Annotated in this window: 12 protein-coding genes; 9 read left to right on the forward strand and 3 right to left on the reverse strand. The window is 64.8% G+C overall.

The features are described 5' to 3' along the window. The first annotated feature begins 165 nt into the window (after positions 1-165). From EAH73_RS07630 to EAH73_RS07650, 6 genes are all read left to right on the forward strand, one after another. Positions 166-3,267 (forward strand): SusC/RagA family TonB-linked outer membrane protein, encoded by a 3,102-nt coding sequence (locus EAH73_RS07630; RefSeq protein WP_140465872.1) that lies wholly within the window; start codon positions 166-168, stop codon positions 3,265-3,267. Between the two features lie 13 nt (positions 3,268-3,280). After that, positions 3,281-4,780, forward strand: a complete 1,500-nt coding sequence (locus EAH73_RS07635) for a RagB/SusD family nutrient uptake outer membrane protein (RefSeq protein WP_140465873.1) — start codon at positions 3,281-3,283, stop codon at positions 4,778-4,780. Positions 4,781-4,904: 124 nt separating this feature from the next. Then, entirely contained in the window at positions 4,905-7,682 is a 2,778-nt protein-coding gene (locus EAH73_RS07640) for an alpha-L-rhamnosidase (RefSeq protein WP_140465874.1), read from the forward strand. 109 nt (positions 7,683-7,791) lie between these two features. After that, positions 7,792-10,545 carry an alpha-L-rhamnosidase gene (locus EAH73_RS07645; RefSeq protein ID WP_240047175.1) on the forward strand — a complete coding sequence of 918 codons (2,754 nt, stop codon included), beginning with the start codon at positions 7,792-7,794 and terminating at the stop codon, positions 10,543-10,545. A 9-nt stretch (positions 10,546-10,554) separates the two neighbouring features. Continuing rightward, on the forward strand, positions 10,555-10,683 hold the full coding sequence (locus EAH73_RS23870) for a hypothetical protein (protein WP_262711076.1): 129 nt from the start codon (positions 10,555-10,557) through the stop codon (positions 10,681-10,683). A 197-nt stretch (positions 10,684-10,880) separates the two neighbouring features. Then, the gene (locus tag EAH73_RS07650; RefSeq protein ID WP_161599472.1) at positions 10,881-12,284 is read left to right on the forward strand and encodes an alpha-L-arabinofuranosidase C-terminal domain-containing protein; all 1,404 of its coding nucleotides are present in this window, start codon (positions 10,881-10,883) and stop codon (positions 12,282-12,284) included. Positions 12,285-12,375: 91 nt separating this feature from the next. Here the strand turns inward: EAH73_RS07650 and EAH73_RS07655 are convergent, their stop codons facing one another. Then, a complete protein-coding gene (locus tag EAH73_RS07655) occupies positions 12,376-12,555 on the reverse strand; it encodes a hypothetical protein (protein WP_140465876.1) in 180 nt (59 codons plus the stop codon). Between the two features lie 488 nt (positions 12,556-13,043). Between EAH73_RS07655 and EAH73_RS07660 the strand changes: the two genes are divergently transcribed. Together EAH73_RS07660 and EAH73_RS07665 are read left to right on the forward strand one after the other, a co-directional pair. Next, on the forward strand, positions 13,044-13,907 hold the full coding sequence (locus tag EAH73_RS07660; RefSeq protein WP_140465877.1) for an RNA polymerase sigma factor RpoD/SigA: 864 nt from the start codon (positions 13,044-13,046) through the stop codon (positions 13,905-13,907). Between the two features lie 245 nt (positions 13,908-14,152). Further along, a complete protein-coding gene (locus tag EAH73_RS07665; RefSeq protein WP_140465878.1) occupies positions 14,153-14,890 on the forward strand; it encodes a ThuA domain-containing protein in 738 nt (245 codons plus the stop codon). A gap of 267 nt (positions 14,891-15,157) precedes the next feature. On the opposite strand, the gene EAH73_RS07670 is transcribed toward EAH73_RS07665, so the two are convergent. Together EAH73_RS07670 and EAH73_RS07675 are read right to left on the reverse strand one after the other, a co-directional pair. Beyond that, positions 15,158-15,637, reverse strand: a complete 480-nt coding sequence (locus EAH73_RS07670) for a YdeI/OmpD-associated family protein (protein WP_140465879.1) — start codon at positions 15,635-15,637, stop codon at positions 15,158-15,160. A gap of 137 nt (positions 15,638-15,774) precedes the next feature. Continuing rightward, positions 15,775-16,968, reverse strand: a complete 1,194-nt coding sequence (locus EAH73_RS07675) for a glycosyltransferase (protein WP_140465880.1) — start codon at positions 16,966-16,968, stop codon at positions 15,775-15,777. A gap of 231 nt (positions 16,969-17,199) precedes the next feature. On the opposite strand from EAH73_RS07675, the gene EAH73_RS07680 reads away from it, so the two are divergent. Continuing rightward, on the forward strand, positions 17,200-19,692 hold the full coding sequence (locus tag EAH73_RS07680) for a glycoside hydrolase family 31 protein (protein WP_205012971.1): 2,493 nt from the start codon (positions 17,200-17,202) through the stop codon (positions 19,690-19,692). Positions 19,693-19,872 lie beyond the last annotated feature (180 nt).

The raw sequence follows: 19,872 nt of genomic DNA on the forward strand, positions 1-19,872 counted from the left end.
AGCAACTACCCGCCCACGCAGGCAACTGGGGCAATAGGCAATCGATTGCCGCAAGCAATCCCGGCTAGCCGGCCCCCGGGCACCGCATCGGCGCTCCCTGAGGGCGAGGCATTTACTATTCAGCTCTCTCATTCTTCCTTTCCTCTTCCCATTTTTTCTCTATCCATGAAAAGACAACGCCTCTTTTTTCTGTGGCTACTGCTGCCCTTGTTGGCGCTGGCCACCCGCGGGATGGCCCAAACGGGGCCCCTGGCTGGCAAGGTGCTCGACCCCAAGGGCGGGCCGGCCATCGGCGCCACCGTGGTGGTGAAGGGCACCACGCTGGGGGCCTCGGTGGGCGTCGACGGCAGCTTCACCGTCGTTAATGTGCCCATTGGGCCCCACACGTTGGTGATTTCCTCGGTGGGCTACACCGGCCAGGAAGTGGCCGTGACGGTGCCGCAGGCCCAGCCGCTGCGCGTGACGCTGGCCGAAAATGCTACCAGCCTCAACGACGTGGTGGTGGTAGGCTACGGCACCCAAAAGCGCGAAGACGTGACGGGGGCCCTGGCCACCGTCAACCCCAAAGCCCTGCAAGACCTGCCCGTGGCCACCGTGGACCAGCGGCTAACCGGCCAGGTAGCGGGCGTGCAGGTCAGCAACACGACCGGTACGCCGGGCGGCGGGCCCACCATCAAGATTCGCGGCTCGGGCTCAATCGGGGCCGGCGACCAGCCCCTGTTCGTGATTGACGGCTTCCCGATTGCCAGCTCGGCCAACCAGACGGAGAACCCCCTCAACCTGCTCAACCCCGACGACATTGAAACCCTGACCGTGCTTAAGGATGCTTCCTCCACGGCCATCTACGGCTCGCGCGGGGCCAACGGCGTGGTGGTGATTACCACCAAGCACGGCCGGGCCGGTGTGACCAACCTCGACGTGAACGCCTACACCGGCATCCAGCAAGTTCCTCAGAAGGGCCGCCCCAACATGCTGAACGGCCAGGAGTTCGCCCAATTTCGGCAGGATATCATCACCGATGCCTTCAAGGCCCGCGGGGCCACGCCCACGGCGGCCGATATTCCGGTGGAGTTCCAAAACCCGGCGCAGTACGGGGCGGGCACCAACTGGTACGACGAGATTGTGCACGTCGCGCCGCAGCGCAGCGTGAACGTGTCGCTCACCAAGGGCACCGAGGACTTGCGCGCCTCGCTCTCGCTGGGCTACCTCGACCAGGAAGGCACCGTGCGCTACACCGACTACAAGCGCTACACGGCCCGCCTCAACGTGGAGGGCAAGGTGGGCAGCAAAGTTCGCCTGGGGCTGAACCTGGCGCCGACCTACGGCATTCAGAAAGGCAACGACTACGAAACCGGCTTCACCGACGTGCTCTCGCGCTCGCTCTGGCTCTCGCCGCTGGTGCCCGTCACGGATGCCAGCGGTGTGCGCACGCCCTACGTCACATCGCCGGGCATGTACTCGGGGCCCAATCCGCTCAACAGCCTAGAGTATTCCTACGGCACCACCCGGCGGCTCCAGGGCATCGGCGGCGCTTTTGCCGAGTACACCATCGTACCGGGTTTGCGGGCGCGCTACAACTTGAGCATCAACTACAACAACAGCAACAACTTCAGCTTCAACCCCTCCTTTGTGGGGGGCGTGAACTCGCCGCCGCCCACCATTCCGAACTCCAACAGCTCCAACGACCAGCGCTTCAACTGGCTTTCGGAAGCGCTGCTGTCGTACGACAAGAAACTCGGGGACAACCACACCATCAGCGCCGTGGCCGGCTACAGCGCCCAAAAAGAGCAGTACCGGTACCAGTACCTCAACGCCACGAACTACGCCAGCGACGATGTGCAGACCATCAACGCCGCTTCGCTGATTCCCAACTACAACGCCGACGTGCAGGAGTGGTCGCTGATTTCGTACCTGGCCCGCGTCAACTACGCCTTCAAGGACCGTTTTCTGCTCACCGGCACCATCCGCTCCGACGGCTCGTCGCGTTTTGGGGCCAACAAGCGCTACGGCACGTTCCCGTCGGTGGCCGCGGGCTGGAACATCATCAACGAAGGGTTTATGCAGGGCTTTAAGTCCATCAGCAACCTCAAGGTGCGCGCCAGCTACGGCCAAACCGGCAACTACAACATCGGCAACTACACCACCATTGCCAACGTGGACGCCAGCAGCGCGGCCTTCGGCGGGCAGCTGGCCCCCGGCCGGGCCCTCTCCTCGCTGGCCAACCCCAACCTAACCTGGGAAAAGTCCAACCAGATTGACGCTGGCCTTGACATCAGCTTCTGGGAAAACCGGCTGGCCTTCACGGCCGACGTCTACCGGCGTATCACCAACGGCATCCTGCTCAACAACCAGCTGCCGACCTCCTCGGGCTATTCCAACGCCATCATCAACTCGGGCAAGGTGCTGAACCGCGGCCTGGAGCTGGCCCTGAACACGCGCAACCTCGCCGGGGCCTTTACCTGGAACACGAGCCTGAACATTGCCTTCAACCACAACGAAGTGCTGGCGCTCAACGACGACAACGCGCCGATTTACAGCGGCCGCAGCGGCGAAGGCAGCCCGCAGCACCTCACGCAGGTGGGCCACCCCATCGGGGAGTTTATCGGCTACGTGGTGGACGGCGTGTACGCCACCCAGGCCGATTTTGATAACTCGCCCAAGCACGTGACCTCGGTGCTGGGCTCGATTAAGTACCGCGACGTGGACGGCAACGGCGTGATTGAGGCGACCAAGGACTTCGCCGTCATCGGCCACGCCCAGCCCAACTACACCTGGGGCGTTACCAACCAGTTCAGCTTCAAGGGCCTGGACCTGAACGTTATCTTCGTCGGCTCGCAGGGTGGGCAGGTGCTCAAAACCGCCAACCAATACTTGCTCAACATCGACGGCATTTTCAACGTCGACCGCAAGGTGCTCGAGCGCTGGCGCTCGCCCGAGCAGCCCGGCAACGGCCACATCCCGACCACCAACGGCGCCCGCGTAATCTTCCGCGACACCAACTCGGACTGGGTGGAGAGCGGCACCTTCGCCCGCCTCCAAAACGTGACGCTGGGCTACCACCTGCCGGCGGCGCTTCTCACCCGCACGGGCTTCATCAAGGGCGTGCGGCTCTACGCCAGCGGCCAGAACCTCTTTCTTTTCAGCAACTACAGCGGGGCCAACCCGGAGGCCAACCGCAACGGCAGTTCGGTGCTGACCCCCGGCGAAGACTTCCTCAACTACCCGCTGGCCCGCACCATCGTGTTCGGCACCAACCTGAGCTTTTAACCGCGCCCTTCCCATGAAAAAGAATCCTATCCTTTGGTTGGCCCTGGGCGGCGTTTTGCTGGCGGGGTGCAAAAAAGACTTTCTCGACCTGAGCCCGCAGGCAACGAGCAGCGCCGCCAACTTTTTCCAAACCCCAAGCCAGATTGAGCAGGCCGTGAACGGCGCCTACGTGCCGCTGCGCGACCTAACCAACCTGGAGTACTGGGTGTACGGCGAGATGCGCTCGGACAACACCAGCTTTCAGTACAACAACACCGACCGGGGCCAGGAGTCCCAGCGCGAGTTCGTGGACGAGTTTCTGGTGAGCGCCAACTCGGAGTCGGTGCTCAGTTACTGGCAAGGGTCGTACCGGGGCATCAGCCGCTGCAACGACGTGCTGGGCCACGTCGACGCCGTGGCCATGACGGCCGACAAGAAAAACCAGTACATCGGCGAGGCGAAGTTCCTGCGCGCCTGGTACTACTACAACCTGGTGCGGCAGTACGGCGGCGTGCCGCTGCGCCTGGAGTCGGTGGGCTCGCCGGCGGAAGCCAAGTCGCCGGGCCGGGCCACACTGGACGCCGTTTATACCCAAATCGTGGCCGACCTGACCGATGCCGCCGCCAAGCTGCCCACCAAGGCCGCCTACGCCGCCGCCGATGCCGGCCGGGCTACCAAGGGCGCGGCCACGGCACTGCTCGCCTCGGTGTACCTCACCCGCAAAGACTACCCCAACGCCCTGACCCAGCTGCGGGCCGTGCGCAGCGCTGGTTACAGCCTGCTCTCCAGCTACCGCAGCGTGTTCGATCCGGCCAACAAGAACAACGCCGAGTCCATCTTCGAGGTGCAGTACCTGGGCTCGCAGCCCGCAATTTCCAGCTACTTCACCTACACGTTTGCGCCCTACACGTCGGGCAATTTGGTAACCGGCGACGCGGCGACCCGCAACCTGAACGGGGCCTCGGGCTGGAACATCCCGACGCCGGAATTAATCAACGCCTACGAAACCGGTGATTTGCGCAAGGACGCCTCCCTGCAGCTCGGCTACAAGGACGCCACGGGCACGTTCGTGGCGCAGCCCTACGTGTCAAAGTACAACTTCGGCATCGTGGCCCCCGGCCGCACCGACACCGACTTCCCGGTGCTGCGCTACGCCGACGTGCTGCTGATGCAGGCCGAGGTGCTCAACGAGCAGGGCTACGCGGCCGGCGGCGAGGCCTTCGACCTGCTCAACCAGGTGCGCCGCCGCGCCGGCCTGCCCGACAAAACCGCCGCCGCGGTGAGCAGCCAGGCCGCCTTCCGCGACGCCGTGCTGCAGGAGCGCCGCGTGGAGCTGGCCTTCGAAAACCAGCGCTGGTACGACCTGGTGCGCACTGGCCGGGCCGTGAGCGTGCTCAACGCCCAGGGCGTGCTCGAAAAAGCACGCAAAACCTTTCTGCCCGCCTCCGCCTACCAAGTCACCACCAACAACCTGCTGCTGCCTATTCCGCAGTATGAGCTGACGCTGGACAACCTGGAGCAGAACCCGCTGTAGGGCCCCCGCACCCGGCACCGTTTCGTTTTTAATTTCCACCTTTCGCCGCGAACCGCGGGCTTTGAACCGGCCCGGGGCCCTACCCGGGCCGGTTTGCGCAGGGGAGTACCTTCTTTGCTTCTTTATGAAAAAACTACTCTTTCTCCTGCTCGCGGTGGGCCTGCTGCGTAGCCCCGGGGCCCTGGCCCAAGTGCGGGTGCAACACCTGCGCTGCGAAAACCTGGCCGACCCCATCGGCCTGGACGTGGCCCGCCCCCGATTCAGCTGGCAGCTGCTGGCGGCCAAGGACCGGCGCGGCGTGCGCCAAACCGCCTACGAGGTGCGGGTAGCCACCTCGGCGGCCGGGCTGGCGCAGGGCAAAGCTGCCGTGTGGAACTCGGGCAAAGTGGCCTCCGACTCGTCGGTGAACGTGACCTACGCCGGCCCGGCCCTGCAACTGAACCGGCGCTACTACTGGCAGGTGCGGGCCTGGGACGAGGCCGGCAAGCCCTCGGCCTGGAGTGCGCCCGCCTTCTGGCAGGTGGGCCTGCTGGCGCCCGCCAACTGGCAAGCCGCGTGGATTGGCCCCGGCTACACCGAAGATTCGGTGCGCCGCCCCAGCCCGCTGCTGCGCAAGGAGTTCAAGATCAGCAAGAAGATCACCTCAGCCACAGCCTACATCACGGCCCACGGCCTGTACGAAGCCCAAATCAACGGCCGGCGCGTGGGCGACGCCTACCTCACGCCGGGCTGGACAAGCTACAACAAGCGGCTCGCCTACCAGGCCTACGACGTGACCAGCTTGCTGAAAACCGGGGCCAACGCCGTGGGCACCACCCTGGCCAGCGGCTGGTACCGCGGCTTCATCGGCTTCGACCGCACCCACAACATCTACGGCCGCGACGCGGCGCTGCTCTTCCAGCTCCACCTCGCCTACAGCGACGGCACCAGCGAGGAAGTGGTGTCGGACGGCAGCTGGCAAACCAGTAGCGAGGGCCCCATCCGCTTCGCCGAGCTGCAGCGCGGCGAAACCTACGACGCGCGCCTGGAGAAAACCGGCTGGGCCCAGCCCGGCTACGACGCCCGCGGCTGGACGCCGGCCCGGGTGCAGAACTACGCCAAGGCCAACCTGTTTGCCTCGTTCAACGAGCCCATCCGGGCCCACGAAACCTTTAAGGTGGTGAAGGTTACGAAGTCGCCCAAGGGCGAAACCATCCTCGACTTCGGCCAGAACCTGGTGGGCTGGGTGCGGGTGAAGGCACGCGGCAAGGCCGGCGACAAGGTGACGCTCTCGCACTCGGAAGTGCTGGACAAGCGCGGTAACTTCTACTTGGCCAACCTGCGCTCGGCCTCGGCCGAAGACACGTACTACCTGCGCGGCACGGGCCAGGACGAAGCCCTGGAGCCGCATTTCACGTTCCACGGCTTCCGCTACCTGCGCATAGACGCCTACCCGGGGGCCCCCAAGCCGGAAGATTTTACGGCCGTGGCCCTGTACTCCGACATGCCGGCCACGGGCTCGTTCAGCTGCTCCGACCCGCTCATTAACCAGTTGCAGAGCAACATCCAGTGGGGGCAGAAGGGCAACTTCCTGGACGTGCCCACCGACTGCCCCCAGCGCGACGAGCGCCTGGGCTGGACCGGCGACGCAGAAGTATTTAGCAGCACGGCGGCCTTCAACCGCAACACCAACAGCTTCTTTGCCAAGTGGCTGCGCGACCTGGCCGCCGACCAGGGCCCCAACGGGGCCGTGCCATTTGTGGTGCCCACCATGCCCTTCACCCAGGGCAAAGACCTGGTGGGCGCCGCCGGCTGGTCCGACGCGGCCACCGTGATTCCCTGGGATTTGTACACCCTGTTTGGCGACCGCCGGACGCTGGCCGTGCAGTACTCGAGCATGCAGGCGTGGGTAAAATACATTCAGGATCGGAGCCGGAACGACCTCTGGGACACCGGCTTCCAGTTCGGCGACTGGCTGGCCTACGACCTCGACGACGACAACGCGGGCCGCTCGGCCGTGACCAGCCACGCCCTGATTGCGCAGTGCTTCTGGGCCCACTCCACCCAGATCCTGCTCGACGCGGCCACCGTGCTGGGCAAAACCGCCGACGTGGCCACCTACACGGCCCTGCTCCAGCGCATCAAGGCCGCTTACTTGCGCGAGTACGTGACGCCCGGCGGGGCCCTGATGTCGAACACCCAAACGGCCTACGTGCTGGCCCTGCACTTCGACATGCTGCCCGAAAACCTGCGCGCCCAGGCCGCCGACCGTCTGGCGCTGAACGTGGCCGACTACGACAACCACCTCACCACCGGCTTCCTCGGCACGCCCTACCTGTGCCAGGTGCTGAGCCGCTTCGGCCATGCCGACGTGGCCTACAAGCTGCTGCTGCAGAAGACGTACCCCTCGTGGCTGTACCCCGTGACGATGGGCGCCACCACCGTGTGGGAGCGTTGGAACTCGATGCGGCCCGACAGCACCTTCGCCCCGCCGTCGATGACGTCCTTCAACCACTACGCCTATGGGGCCATCGGCCATTGGCTCTACACCACGGTGGCGGGGCTGAACGTGGGGGCCCCGGGCTACCACACCTTTACCGTGCGGCCCCAGTTGGGGGGCGGCTTCACGCAAGCCACGGCCGCACTCGAAACCACCTACGGCTCCGCCCGCGCGCACTGGCAAACCAGCGGTGACCAGCTGGCCCTCGACGTGACGGTGCCCCCGAATTCCACGGCCACCGTGTACGTGCCCACCACCAGCCCCGGCTCGGTGCGCGAAGGCAACCGCCGGCTCGAAGGCAGCAAGGGCCTGCAAGCCGGCCCCGCCCAGGACGGCTACCTGCCGGTGCAGGTTGGGTCGGGGCAGTACCATTTCACCACGGCTTGGGCCCCCAAGGCCACTGCCGCCCTGGCCCCGCGCTAGCAGTGGCGGGGGCTGGGGGTAGGGGTTAGCTCCTGCCCCCGGCCCCCGTCTTTTTTTAGGGCCCCGCCCAGTACTGCCAGGGCCCCAGTTTCTACCATTTCGTGTTCCTGTGCCAACTACGTCCGCCTACCATTTGCTGCCCGCGGCCCGGGCGCTGCCGGTCTTTTGCACCGGCTTTGCTGTTTTGCTGCTCGGTAGCTCCGCTGCCAGGGCCCAGGCCCCCGGCACCCCGGTGGGGTTGCAGTGCGAATACCTGCCCAATCCGCTCGGCCTCGACGCGCCCCATCCCCGGCTCGCGTGGCGGCTGGCCGACGGCCGGCGCGGCGCGGGCCAAGCCGCCTACCAGCTGGTTGTGGGCACCGATTCGGCGGCCGTGGGCCGGGGCCAAGGCGCGGTGTGGGCCCCCGCCAAAACCGCGTCGGCCCAGCAACTGGTGGCTTACGCCGGGCCGGCGCTGCGGCCGTACACCAAGTACTTCTGGCGGGTGAAGGTGTGGAACAAGGTGGGGGCCCTGGCCGCCACCAGCGCCGTGGCCAGCTTCGAAATGGGCCTGCTGAACCAGCAAAACTGGCTGGGCGCCTGGATCAGCGACTCGCAGGACAAGAACCTGCGGCCCGCTCCGTACTTCCGCAAGGCCTTCCAAGTGCCCCGGCAACTCCGGTCGGCGCGGGCCTACGTGGCCGTGGCCGGGCTCTACGAGCTGTCCATCAACGGCCATAAAGTGGGCAACCACCGCCTCGACCCGATGTACACCCGCTTCGACCGGCGCACGCTCTACGTCACGCACGACGTGACGGCCTATCTGCGCCCCGGCGCCAACGCGGTGGGCGTGCTGCTGGGCAACGGCTGGTACAACCACCAGTCCACGGCGGTGTGGGATTTTCACAACGCGCCCTGGCGCAACCGGCCCGCGTTTTGCCTCGACCTGCGCCTCACCTACACCGACGGCACCGTGGAAACCATCCGCTCGGGCACCGACTGGAAGACGGCCCTGGGGCCCCTGGTGTTCAACAGCATCTATACCGCCGAGCACTACGACGCCCGCCTGGAGCAGCCCGGCTGGGACGCCCCGGGCTTCGACGACGCCAAGTGGAAACCCGCCATTTACCGCACTGCGCCCTCCAAGCACATCGTGGCCCAGGCCCTGGCCCCGATCCGCAACGTGGAGCCGGTGCCGGCCAAAACCGTGAACAAGCTCAACGACACCACCTACGTGTTCGACCTGGGCCGCAACATCTCCGGCGTCAGCCAGTTGCGGGCGCAGGGCCCCGCGGGCACCGTGCTGCACCTGCGGCACGCCGAGCGGCTGTACCCCAACGGCCACGTCGACCAGTCGAACATTGACGTGCACTACCGGCCCACCGACAAGAGTGACCCGTTCCAGACCGACATTTTCACGCTGGGCGGGAAGGCCGACGAGGTGTTCATGCCGCGGTTTAACTACAAGGGGTTCCAGTACGTGGAGGTGACCAGCAGCCGGCCGGTGGCCCTCACGGCGGGCAGCCTCACCGGCTACTTTATGCACAGCGACGTGGCGCCCGTGGGCCAGGTGCGCTCGGCCAACCCCACGATTGAAAAAATCTGGGCGGCCACCAACAACTCGTACCTCTCCAACCTGTTCGGCTACCCCACCGACTGCCCGCAGCGCGAGAAAAACGGCTGGACCGGCGACGCCCACATCGCCAGCGAAACCGGCCTTTACAACTTCGACGGCTTTACAGTGTACGAGAAATGGCTGGCCGACCACCGCGACGAGCAGCAGCCCAACGGCGTGCTGCCCAGCATCATCCCCAGCGACGGCTGGGGCTACGAGTGGGGCAACGGCCCGGACTGGACCAGCACCATCGCCATCATTCCCTGGAACCTCTACCTGTTTTACGGCGACGCCAAGCCGCTGGCCGACTGCTACGACAACATCCGGCGCTACGTGGACCACATCGCCGAGCAGAGCCCCAACGGCCTGACCAACTGGGGCCTGGGCGACTGGGTGCCAGTAAAATCGAAGGCGCCGGTGGAGCTTACTTCGTCGGTTTACTACTTCACCGACGCCACCATCCTGGCCAAGGCCGCGCAGCTGCTGGGCCACCCCGCCGACCACGCCCGCTACGCCGCGCTGGCCGCTAAAATCCGCGCCGCCATCAACGCCAAGTACCTCAACCGGCAAACGGGCGTGTACGGCAGCGGCGTGCAAACCGAGCTGAGCGTGCCGCTGTACTGGGGCGTGGTGCCCGACGAGCTCCGGCCAAAAGTGGCGGCCAACCTGGCCAGCCGCGTGGCCGCCGACGGCTTCCACCTCGACGTGGGCCTGCTCGGCACCAAGGCCATTCTGGGGGCCCTGAGCGAGAACGGCCAGGCCGACGTGGCCTACCGCCTGGCCGCCCAGGAAACCTTCCCCTCGTGGGGCTGGTGGATTGTGAACGGCGCCACGACCCTGCACGAAAACTGGCCCCTGGACGCCAAAAGCGACATCTCCCTCAACCACATCATGTTCGGCGAAATAGGGGCCTGGCTCTACAAAGGGCTGGCCGGCATCCAGCCCGACCCCCAGCAACCCGGCTTTAAAAACGTGCTGCTGGCCCCGCACTTCGTGGCCGGGCTCAACCAGTTTGAGGCTAGCCACCAGGGCCCCTACGGCGTCATCCGCTCGGCCTGGCAGCAGTCGGGCAAAGGCATTCATTATGAAGTAACTATCCCGCCCAGCTCCACGGCCACGCTGGTGCTGCCCGTGGGCGCCGGGCAGAAAGTGTACGCGGGCGGCCAACTATTTGGTCCCGCTTTGCCCAGCAGCGCCCCGCTGGCGGCGGTGCACGCAACGCAGCGCTACCAGCTGGCGGCGGGCACTTACCAGCTGGAAATCAGGTAAGCTGGCGGCATGCCGCTGCAAACGGCACAAGCCCTCGCCCGCGACTTGCTCGAAGAAGCTATTTGCGCCGCTGCTGAGCGAATAAGTGAAGCCGACGCGAAAAACCGGTTCGACCACTGCGGCTATCGTGTGCACTAACTTGGTGACCGCTCCAGGGCCCCTGTCGGGGCCCCAAGGCCGCTGGCATCCCCGGGGCTTGCCGTTATTTTTGTTCGAGCGATAACCACATGAAGCAACAGTCGAGGCGTGAATTCGTGAAACTGAGCGCCGGAACGCTCCTTGGCGTTGCGGTGCCGGGTCGCGTCAGGAAACTATTCCAGCCGAATACAGCAGAGGTGACGGTGGACGTGCGCCACGTGCTGGGCGCCATATCGCCCAATATTTACGGCCAGTTCATCGAGCACCTGGGCCGGGCCATCTACGGCGGGGTTTACGACGACAGCAAGCGGAGCTTTCGCCCGGATGTGCTGGAAAAAGTACAGCAGCTACGCCCGCCCCTGCTGCGGTACCCCGGCGGCACGTTCACCAAAATTTACCATTGGAAAGATGGCATCGGGCAGGACCGGCCGGTTCGAAAAAACCTGATCTGGGGCGGCATCGACAACAACCATTTCGGCACCGACGAATTTTTGCGCTACGCCGAGCAGCTGGGGGCCGCCCCCTTTCTCACCGTGAACATGGGCACTGGCACGGCGGAAGAAGCGGCGGAATGGGTGGAATACTGCAACGCCACAGCGGGCGACTATGCAACGAAACGAAGGAACAACGGCCGCGCCCAGCCCTACGGCGTGCGGTACTGGGGCTTGGGCAACGAGGAAGCGGCCAAAGAGGACGCCGGCCGGCTCCAGAACCCCCAGGACTACATCCAGCAAGCTTGGTACTACGCCAAGCTTATGAAACTTCAGGATCCTGCCATTCAGTTGGTTATGGTGGGCGACCAAGAAGGTTGGAACCAGCAGGTATTGCAGGCACTGCACCCGGTTTGCGACTATATCTCGCTGCACCTGTACGCCCGCACCAAGCCCGGCGACCCGGCCTCCCTGTTCGCATCCATCGCCGAAATTGAGGCAAATATCCAGAAGCTGGGGGCCCAAATCAAGGCGTTCACGCCGGAGAAAGTAGTGGATTTTAGCAAGTGGTACCGCTTCCCCAGCCGCCAGCAGCCCGTGCGGATTGCGCTGGACGAATGGGGCATTTGGGAAGCAAATGGCCAGGGCGCCTATGGCCTGGAGATGGAATACACCTGGAACCACGCGCTGGGCGTGGCCACTTTTCTCAACATCTTTCAGCGCAATGCGGCCGTTATCGGCCTGGCCACCTGGGCGCAAACCGTGAATGTGTTGGCCCCCATTATGACGAACGAAATCACGTCCATCTGCCAGACGGTTTACTACCCGATGGCCCTCTACCGGAAGCTGTGCGGGCCCCAAAGCGTGGCGGCCACGGCCACCGGGGCCGGGGCCGCCGGGCTGGACGTGGCCGCCTCCACCGATGGCAAAACCCTCACCATTGCCCTCGTCAATCGCAACAGCCGCGCGGCCGTCGAAATCAAGCTTAACGCCAAAACAACCGGGCAATGGACGGCGCACGAGCTCAATGCGGCCTCGATCGAGGCAAAAAACACGCTGGCTGCGCCGGCCACGAACGTGGTTAGCTACAAGGAGCGCACCCTGCCCGCCGGGGCCAAAACATACGCAATGGCCGCCCACAGCATTACCATTCTACAAGCAACCCTGTAGCTTTTTTGTAAATATCCGCTCGACATTAGGCTGGCTTTTTCCTCCCCCGGCACTGCTTTTTTGGGCCGTGGCCCGCTATGCATGGTTCATATTAGCCGCGCCCTTCTGATTGGTTGCTCTTAGGCAGCTCCACTACCAGGCCATCCTCGTCGAAGCGCGGGTGCACCAGGTCGATGCTGGCGAGTTCATCGCGCCGAAAGGCCCTTGCTAACCCGAGCAGCAAGGCCCGGTCGCGCACGCCATCCGGCCGCTCGGTGTCGATGTTTTGCACAACTCGCTTAAAGTAGTTTAGCGTGAAGGTCACGCCGAGCAACATAGCTACTACAACGCGCTGCCGGCACATCAACTCTCGAAAAAATTGTAGGAATGGTAGTGAGCCAATAGCTCAACATTAAATATTTGTGAGATACATCAAACTTTTTTCATGCGCTGCTATGCGTGAGCTGCGTTAACCAATAGCGCTAATTGTACTAAAATCATTTTAAATAAATAAAATTAATACAATGATATACAATATGTTGGCAGCGTTTGAACGTTACTCTGCAAACGTTGTGCGAATAGCAGTAGCTGGCACACCGCCTTGGCATCGATAACGACTTAAAACGTTTATTAACAGCAAATTACCCCATAAATGGGTGGCAGGCTTTTGCCCCACCCAAAAACACCCCGGCGGCGCGGCAGCGTCAGGACCGTCGAACCAAGCAGCAGCACCGGGAGTTACAGATTATTATTGCCACTTCTAGGCATTGCCGCTACCGTATGAGACAGTTAAAAATCAGCAAACAGATTACCAACCGCGAAAGCCAGTCGCTCGACAAGTACCTCCAGGAGATTGGCAAAGTAAGCTTGGTGACGATAGACGAGGAAGTGGAATTAGCCCAGCGTATCCGCGAGGGCGACCACATGGCCCTCGAAAAGCTGACCAAAGCTAACCTGCGCTTTGTGGTATCGGTGTCTAAGCAGTACCAGAACCAGGGCCTGACGCTGGGCGACCTCATCAACGAAGGCAACTTGGGGTTGATTAAGGCTGCCAAGCGGTTTGATGAAACGAAAGGGTTCAAGTTCATTTCCTACGCCGTGTGGTGGATTCGCCAGAGCATCCTGCAAGCCCTGGCTGAGCAGAGCCGCATCGTGCGCCTGCCCCTGAACCGGGTGGGCTCGCTGAATAAAATCAGCCGCTCGTTTGCGGAGCTGGAGCAGAAGTTTGAGCGCGAGCCTTCGCCCGACGAGATAGCGGAACTGTTGGAATTGACCACCTCCGAGGTGGTGGATACGTTGAAAATATCCGGCCGTCACGTGTCCATGGATGCGCCTTTCGTGAATGGCGAAGAAAACGGCTTGCTGGACGTGATGCAGGACGAGGGGCAGGAAACGCCGGATGCGGGCTTGCTCCACGATTCTCTGCGCCGGGAGGTGCAGCGCGCCCTCTCGACGCTGACCCGGCGGGAGGCCGACGTCATCACGCTGCACTTCGGGCTGAACGGCAATGCCGCGCAAACGCTGGAGGAAGTCGGCGAGCAATTTAGCTTGACCCGCGAGCGGGTCCGGCAGATAAAGGAGAAGGCCATCCGCCGCCTCAAGCACACTTCGCGCTCGCAGTCGTTGAAATCGTACTTGGGCTAGCTTATTCGTCAGCTTTCCTTTATAAGCGGGAGGCTGGCAATGCAAGTAAGGACCAAAACAGGGCCTTTCGCCAAGGCAGCGCTTCCGGCAGGGAGCGAAAAGTATAGCAGGTCGCGCCTTCGACTGGTGTGGTAATAACTGATAACATTTGCAAATCACCTTGGGCGGCCGGGGGCCGTTGCTGACGGCTGGCTGTAATTTGTGGGCCCGCTCTCGCCCGCTTTTGTTCTTCCTCTCCGGTGCCCATGCTGCATTCTTTTCGCTCTTGGTTGCTGCTGGCCGGTCTGCTAGCCGGCTGCTCCCACCGCCTGCCCCCGTCGTCGCGGGGCCAGCAGCCGGCCGTGCTGGTCTTTTGCAAAACCCAGGGTTTTCACCACGCATCCATTACGGCCGGCCTGGCCGCCTTCCAGCAACTGGGCCGGGCGCACCACCTGCGCGTGGACACCACGCGGCTGGCCACGCACTTCGTGGTTGATTCGCTGCAGCGCTACGCCGCCGTCGTCTTCCTCAACACTACCGGCGACGTACTTGACGCGGCTCAGCAGGTGGCCTTTGAGCACTACATCGGGCAGGGCCATGGGTTTGTGGGCGTGCACGCGGCGGCCGATACGGAGTACGACTGGCCTTGGTACGGGGGGCTGATGGGGGCCTACTTCCGAAATCATCCTAAAGTACAGCCTGCTACTGTGCGCGTGGTGGACCCCGCCCATCCTGCCACCAATTTCCTGCCCACGCAGTGGACGCGCACCGACGAGTGGTACAACTTCCGCGACATAGCGCCGGGCTTGCGGGTGCTGGCCACCGTTGACGAGTCTACTTACACCGGGGGGCTCAACGGCCCGCAACATCCCTTTGCCTGGTGCCACGCCTACGGCGGGGGGCGTGCTTTTTATACGGCGGGCGGCCACCTGGCCGAGAATTACGCCGATCCCCTGTTTTTGCGCCATCTGTGGGGCGGGCTGCAATACGCAATGGGCCAATAGGGGCTTGAAATGCGTCATCCGCCGGCTGTTCCGTCGGCAGCGGGGGAGGCCCACCGCAAAGGGTGCCTTTTTGAACGTGCGCTTTGGCACCCGCTGGCGCAGTGCGTGGGGAAGCGCACTGCTATGTCTCAATGGTATTTGCTGCCACGCGCTTGCTTCTTCCCAGAAGCACTGTGGCCCGATGGCCCCACCTCGTTTAACCGAATCGACGCTAGGCCAGCAAACAAGAAAGCTGTTTGTTCTGGCAGGGTTGAAAAACGGCCCTAACTACGCGCGCTTCTGGCCGTTGCGCAGGCGCTGGATGGTGGTGGCCAAGCGCTGGGTGCGGGCATCGGCGGTTTTGGCACCGTCGAGCCAGCGAACGTAGTCGCGCTGGTCGGGGCGGGGGAGGGTTTCAAAGAAGGTGCGGGCGGCGGGCGTGTCATTTAGGGCCCCGGCCAGGTCGGGCGGCAGAGTCACGACGTGTACCTCGGGGGCGTGGCGCAGGGCCACGCGCAGGGTGTCGCCCACGGTTTTGCCCAGGGCCCGGCGCACTTCGCGGGGCACCGGCAGGCCGTGGTGGCCGTCGCCGAGCGGAGCCAAGGTGGTGCGGTAGGGGAAGCCGTCGAGCGTGGTTTGCACGGGCAGCTTGCCCCGGGTGCCGTACACGTCCTGCACGGAAAACGGCACCGCCACAAAGAGGCCGCCGTCGGCGCTGTCGGCTTCGATTACGGCTTCAAATTCTTGTTCGGCCTGAAAGGATTCCATCAAAAGCAGGGATAAAGGAGCAGAAATGGGGATAACGGGAAAACCTTGGGGATAACCGAAAACGGGCCCTGGCGGGCATCCGCCACGGGGCCCCAGGGGCCCGGTGCCACGCCGGTTTTCCCGGCTTGGGGCCCCGGCTAGGGCTGCGTGGCCCGGCCGATTTCGGCCAGCGCGGCGCGCACGCCGTCGGCGTCGTCGGCGGCCACAGTGCGCACCTGGGCGGCGGTCAGCAGCGGGTAGTGGCGCAGGGCCTGGGCCCCCAGCGCGTCGCTCGTCACCAGCACGGTGTGGGCGAAGCGGAGCACCATGCGCTCGAGCTCCAGCAGCCAGCCGCGCTCGGCGGGCGCGGCCGACTCGGCGGCCAGCAGGCGCAGGTGCACCACCAGCGGCCGCCGGGTGCGGGCCCGCACTTCGAGCGCCGCGAGCCACGTGGGCCAGTCGGGCGCATAAATCACGCCGAAGTCTTCGCCTTCACCGTCAAGTACGTAGGTGGCAAATCGGGCGTATTGGATGACGCGGTAGTGCAAGCCATCGGAGAGGTCGAAAACGGGCGGTGCTGCCGCGGCTGAGGCCCCGGGGCCCCGGTGCAGCGCCGCCAGCCCCTGCGTAAGTGAGGCGCGGGCGGGGCCCGCCGGGGGCGCGGCCGCGGGGGCTGGCTCCACGGCCAAATCGGGGTCGTCCTCGGCCAGGTCGGCGGCCTCGCCCGCGCCAATTTCTGCTTCTAGCTCGTCGAACAATGGGGCAGGGGCTACGCCGGCCGCGGCGGCCGGCTCAGCGCTGGGGGCCCCAGCGGGGGCTGCCGGGGCCCCCAGCGCCGGCGCGCCGGCGGGAGTGGCGGTTGCTTCGGCCACCGGGATGACTTCAGGGGGCAGCGTTTCTACGGTTGAGGTTGCGGCTGGAGCGGCGGCAGCCTCGGCGCTGCCGAGGTAGGGAGCGGCGGGGGCTTGCCGGCCGGCCGCAGGATGCTGCGCCAGCGGCGGGCGCAATTGCACGTTGGCAAGACGGGCCAGGGCCCCGGCGGCGGACGCGGGGTGGGCGGCGGCGGGGCCCCCACCGGCGGCCAGGGCGGCGGGCGTGAGGTCGCCCAGGCCCACCAGGTGCGAGCCGGCGCCTAGGTCCAGCACCGCGGGGCCAGCCTCGTCGGCAGCGTCGGGGGCCTCGGTTTCGGGCAGTTGGGGCAGCACGGCCAGGGTGGACTGCTCGGCGGCCAGGGCCCGCACGAGGGGCAGGGTGGGCAAGGCCGGCAGCGCCGCGGTGGCCGCCACGCGGTGCACGGCGGGGTCGGCATCGTCCCAGGCCAGCACGAGCAAAACGGGGGGGAGAGGGGGCATGGCGGGCGCGGGCCGAAAAATGAGGCCGGTGGGCAAAGATGGGGCCCGCCCGGCCCACAGGCAAGCAATCCGCGTTGGCCGGGCAAATTATCGGGTCTGGCGACTTTAACGGATTTTTTGCTGCCCGCGCCGGGGCCCGGCTTTATCTTGCGGGCTTAAACGACGTGCCGACCAACTTGGCCGGCATTTTTTTGAGCCTACCTACCCTATTAGCCCCCAATTTTATCCGTTATGAATCCATCAGTTCAGGAGAATAATTACATGGTTAACGACCTGGCGGCCACGGCCCACCAGGACCACACGGCCGGCCACGTGCGCCACGCCGAAGAGTTGAGCCCCGGCCGCTACCTGTTCGGCTGCGACAACGGGGTGCGCCTAGCGCTGACCGTCGTCACCGACAAAATCCTGCGTTTTCGCTACCTCACCGACGGGCCCCTGCTGCCCGATTTTTCGTACGCCGTGCCCGCCGATGCGGCGCTCCCGGCCCCTACGTTTTTGGAGTTTGTCGAGAAAGCTGATCATTACCGCCTCACCACCGCCCGCCTCATTTGCACGGTGCAGAAGGAGGGCCTGCGCACCCGCGTACTCGACCGCTCGGGCACGGTGCTCAGCGACGACGAGAAGGGGTTTCATTGGCAGTACGACGACGAAACCGGCAACGACATCGTGAAGATGAGCAAGCAGGTGCCCCCCGGCGTGCACTACTACGGCCTCGGCGATAAGCCCGCCAACATGAACCTGCGCGGCCACCGCTTCACCAACTGGGGCTCCGATACCTACGGCTACACCAAGGGCTCCGACCCGCTCTACAAGAACATCCCCTTCTACCACGTGCTGCACCAGAAAATCGCCCACGGCATTTTCTTCGACAACACGTTCCGCAGCTACTTCGACTTCGCTGCCGAGCGCGCCGACGTCACCAGCTTCTGGGCCAATGGCGGCGAGCTGAACTACTACTTCATCTACGGCCCCACGCTGCTCGAGGTGGCCCAGGACTACACCATGCTCACGGGCCCCGCCGAGCTGCCGCCCCTCTGGACGCTGGGCTACCAGCAGTGCAAGTGGAGCTACTACCCGGAAAGCAACGTCAAGGAAATAGCCCAGGGCCTGCGCGAGCGCCAGATTCCGTGCGACGCCATCTACCTCGACATCGACTACATGGACGGCTACCGGTGCTTTACCTGGCACCCCACGCACTTCCCCGAGCCCAAGCGCATGGTGCAGGAGCTGGCCGCCGACGGCTTCAAAACGGTGGTCATCATCGACCCGGGCATTAAAATTGACCCTGGCTACTCAGTGTACAAAGAGGGCATTGCCAACGACTTTTTCTGCCGCCGCGCCGACGGGCCCCTGATGAAGGGCACCGTGTGGCCCGGCCTCTGCAACTTCCCCGACTACACCAAGCCGCAGGTGCGCGAGTGGTGGGCGGGCCTGTTCGAGGGCCTGATTAAGGACGTGGGCGTGGCCGGCGTGTGGAACGACATGAACGAGCCGGCGGTGTTCGAGAAGGGCACCTTCCCGCCCGACGTGCGCTTCGACTACGACGGCCAGTCGGCCTCGCACCTCAAGGCCCACAACGTGTATGGCATGCAGATGGCCCGCGCCACCAACGAGGGCGTGAAGCGCTTCAGCTACCCCAAGCGGCCCTTCACCATTACGCGCAGCACCTACGCCGGCGGCCAGCGCTACTCTTCGGGCTGGACCGGCGACAACATCGCCTCGTGGGAGCACCTGTGGCTGGCAAACATCCAGTGCCAGCGCTTGAGCATCAGCGGGTTCAGCTTTATTGGCAGCGACATCGGCGGGTTTATCGACACGCCCGACGGCGAGCTGTACGCCCGCTGGATTGCCCTGGGGGCCTTCCACCCGTTCTTCCGCACCCACAGCTCCGGCGACCACGGCGACCAGGAGCCTTGGAGCTTCGGCGAGCCCTACACCAGCCTGGCGCGCCACTTCATCGAGCTGCGCTACCGCCTGCTGCCCTACATGTACACCGCGTTTTGGCAGTACAGCACCCAGGGCACGCCCATGCTGCGCCCGCTCACCTTCCTCGACCAGAACGACCCCGAAACCTACCTGCGGATGGCCGAGTTCAGCCTCGGCGACAACCTGCTCGTTTGCCCCATCACCTCGCCGGGCACCGACGGCCGCTGGATGTACCTGCCCCGCGGCGACTGGTACTACTACTGGACCGATGGCCTCCAGGCCGGCGGCACCGAAGTGTGGGCCAGCGCCGACCTCACCCGCATTCCGCTCTTCGTAAAGGCCGGGGCGGTGGTGCCCATGCAGCCCGTGCTGCAGTACGTGGGCGAAAAAGTGGTGGACCAGCTTACGCTGCACGTGTACTACAAAAACGGCACCGCCGAGAGCTGCCTCTACGACGACGGCGGCGAGGGCTACGCCTACCAGGAGCAGGGCCAGCAAACCGTGCGCCGCTTCACCGCCACCGGCACGGCCACCGAGCTGGTGCTCGCCCAGGCCATCGAGGGCCCCTACCAGCCCGCCTACGCCACCTACCGCGTGGTGCTGCACGGCCTGCCCCTCGTCGCCACCGGCGCCCTGGCCGACGGCCAGCCTGCCGAGCTGCTGTCCATCGAACTGGAAACCGGCCTGGTACTGCCCGGCTTCGTGGTTGGCACCGGCTTCGGCGAACTGCGCGTGTCCCTGGCCGCCGGGGCCCCCGCAGAAATCCCCGCCGGGGCCCCTGCGCCGCCAGCCGCGTAGCAGTTTCCTGCCTTCCTAAAAAGCCCCAACGGTTGCCGGTTCACACTGGCACCGTTGGGGCTTTTTGTTTTGGCGGGGTGGGGCCCTGGCGCGGGCGGTGGGGCTGCTCCCGATGGGCTAATTCTCTTGAAACCAGCGCTAAACTTTCGTTAGCGGCGCAAATCCAACGGCCAGTTCGCC

Source organism: Hymenobacter nivis, assembly GCF_006439025.1.
Lineage (GTDB): Bacteria > Bacteroidota > Bacteroidia > Cytophagales > Hymenobacteraceae > Hymenobacter > Hymenobacter nivis_A.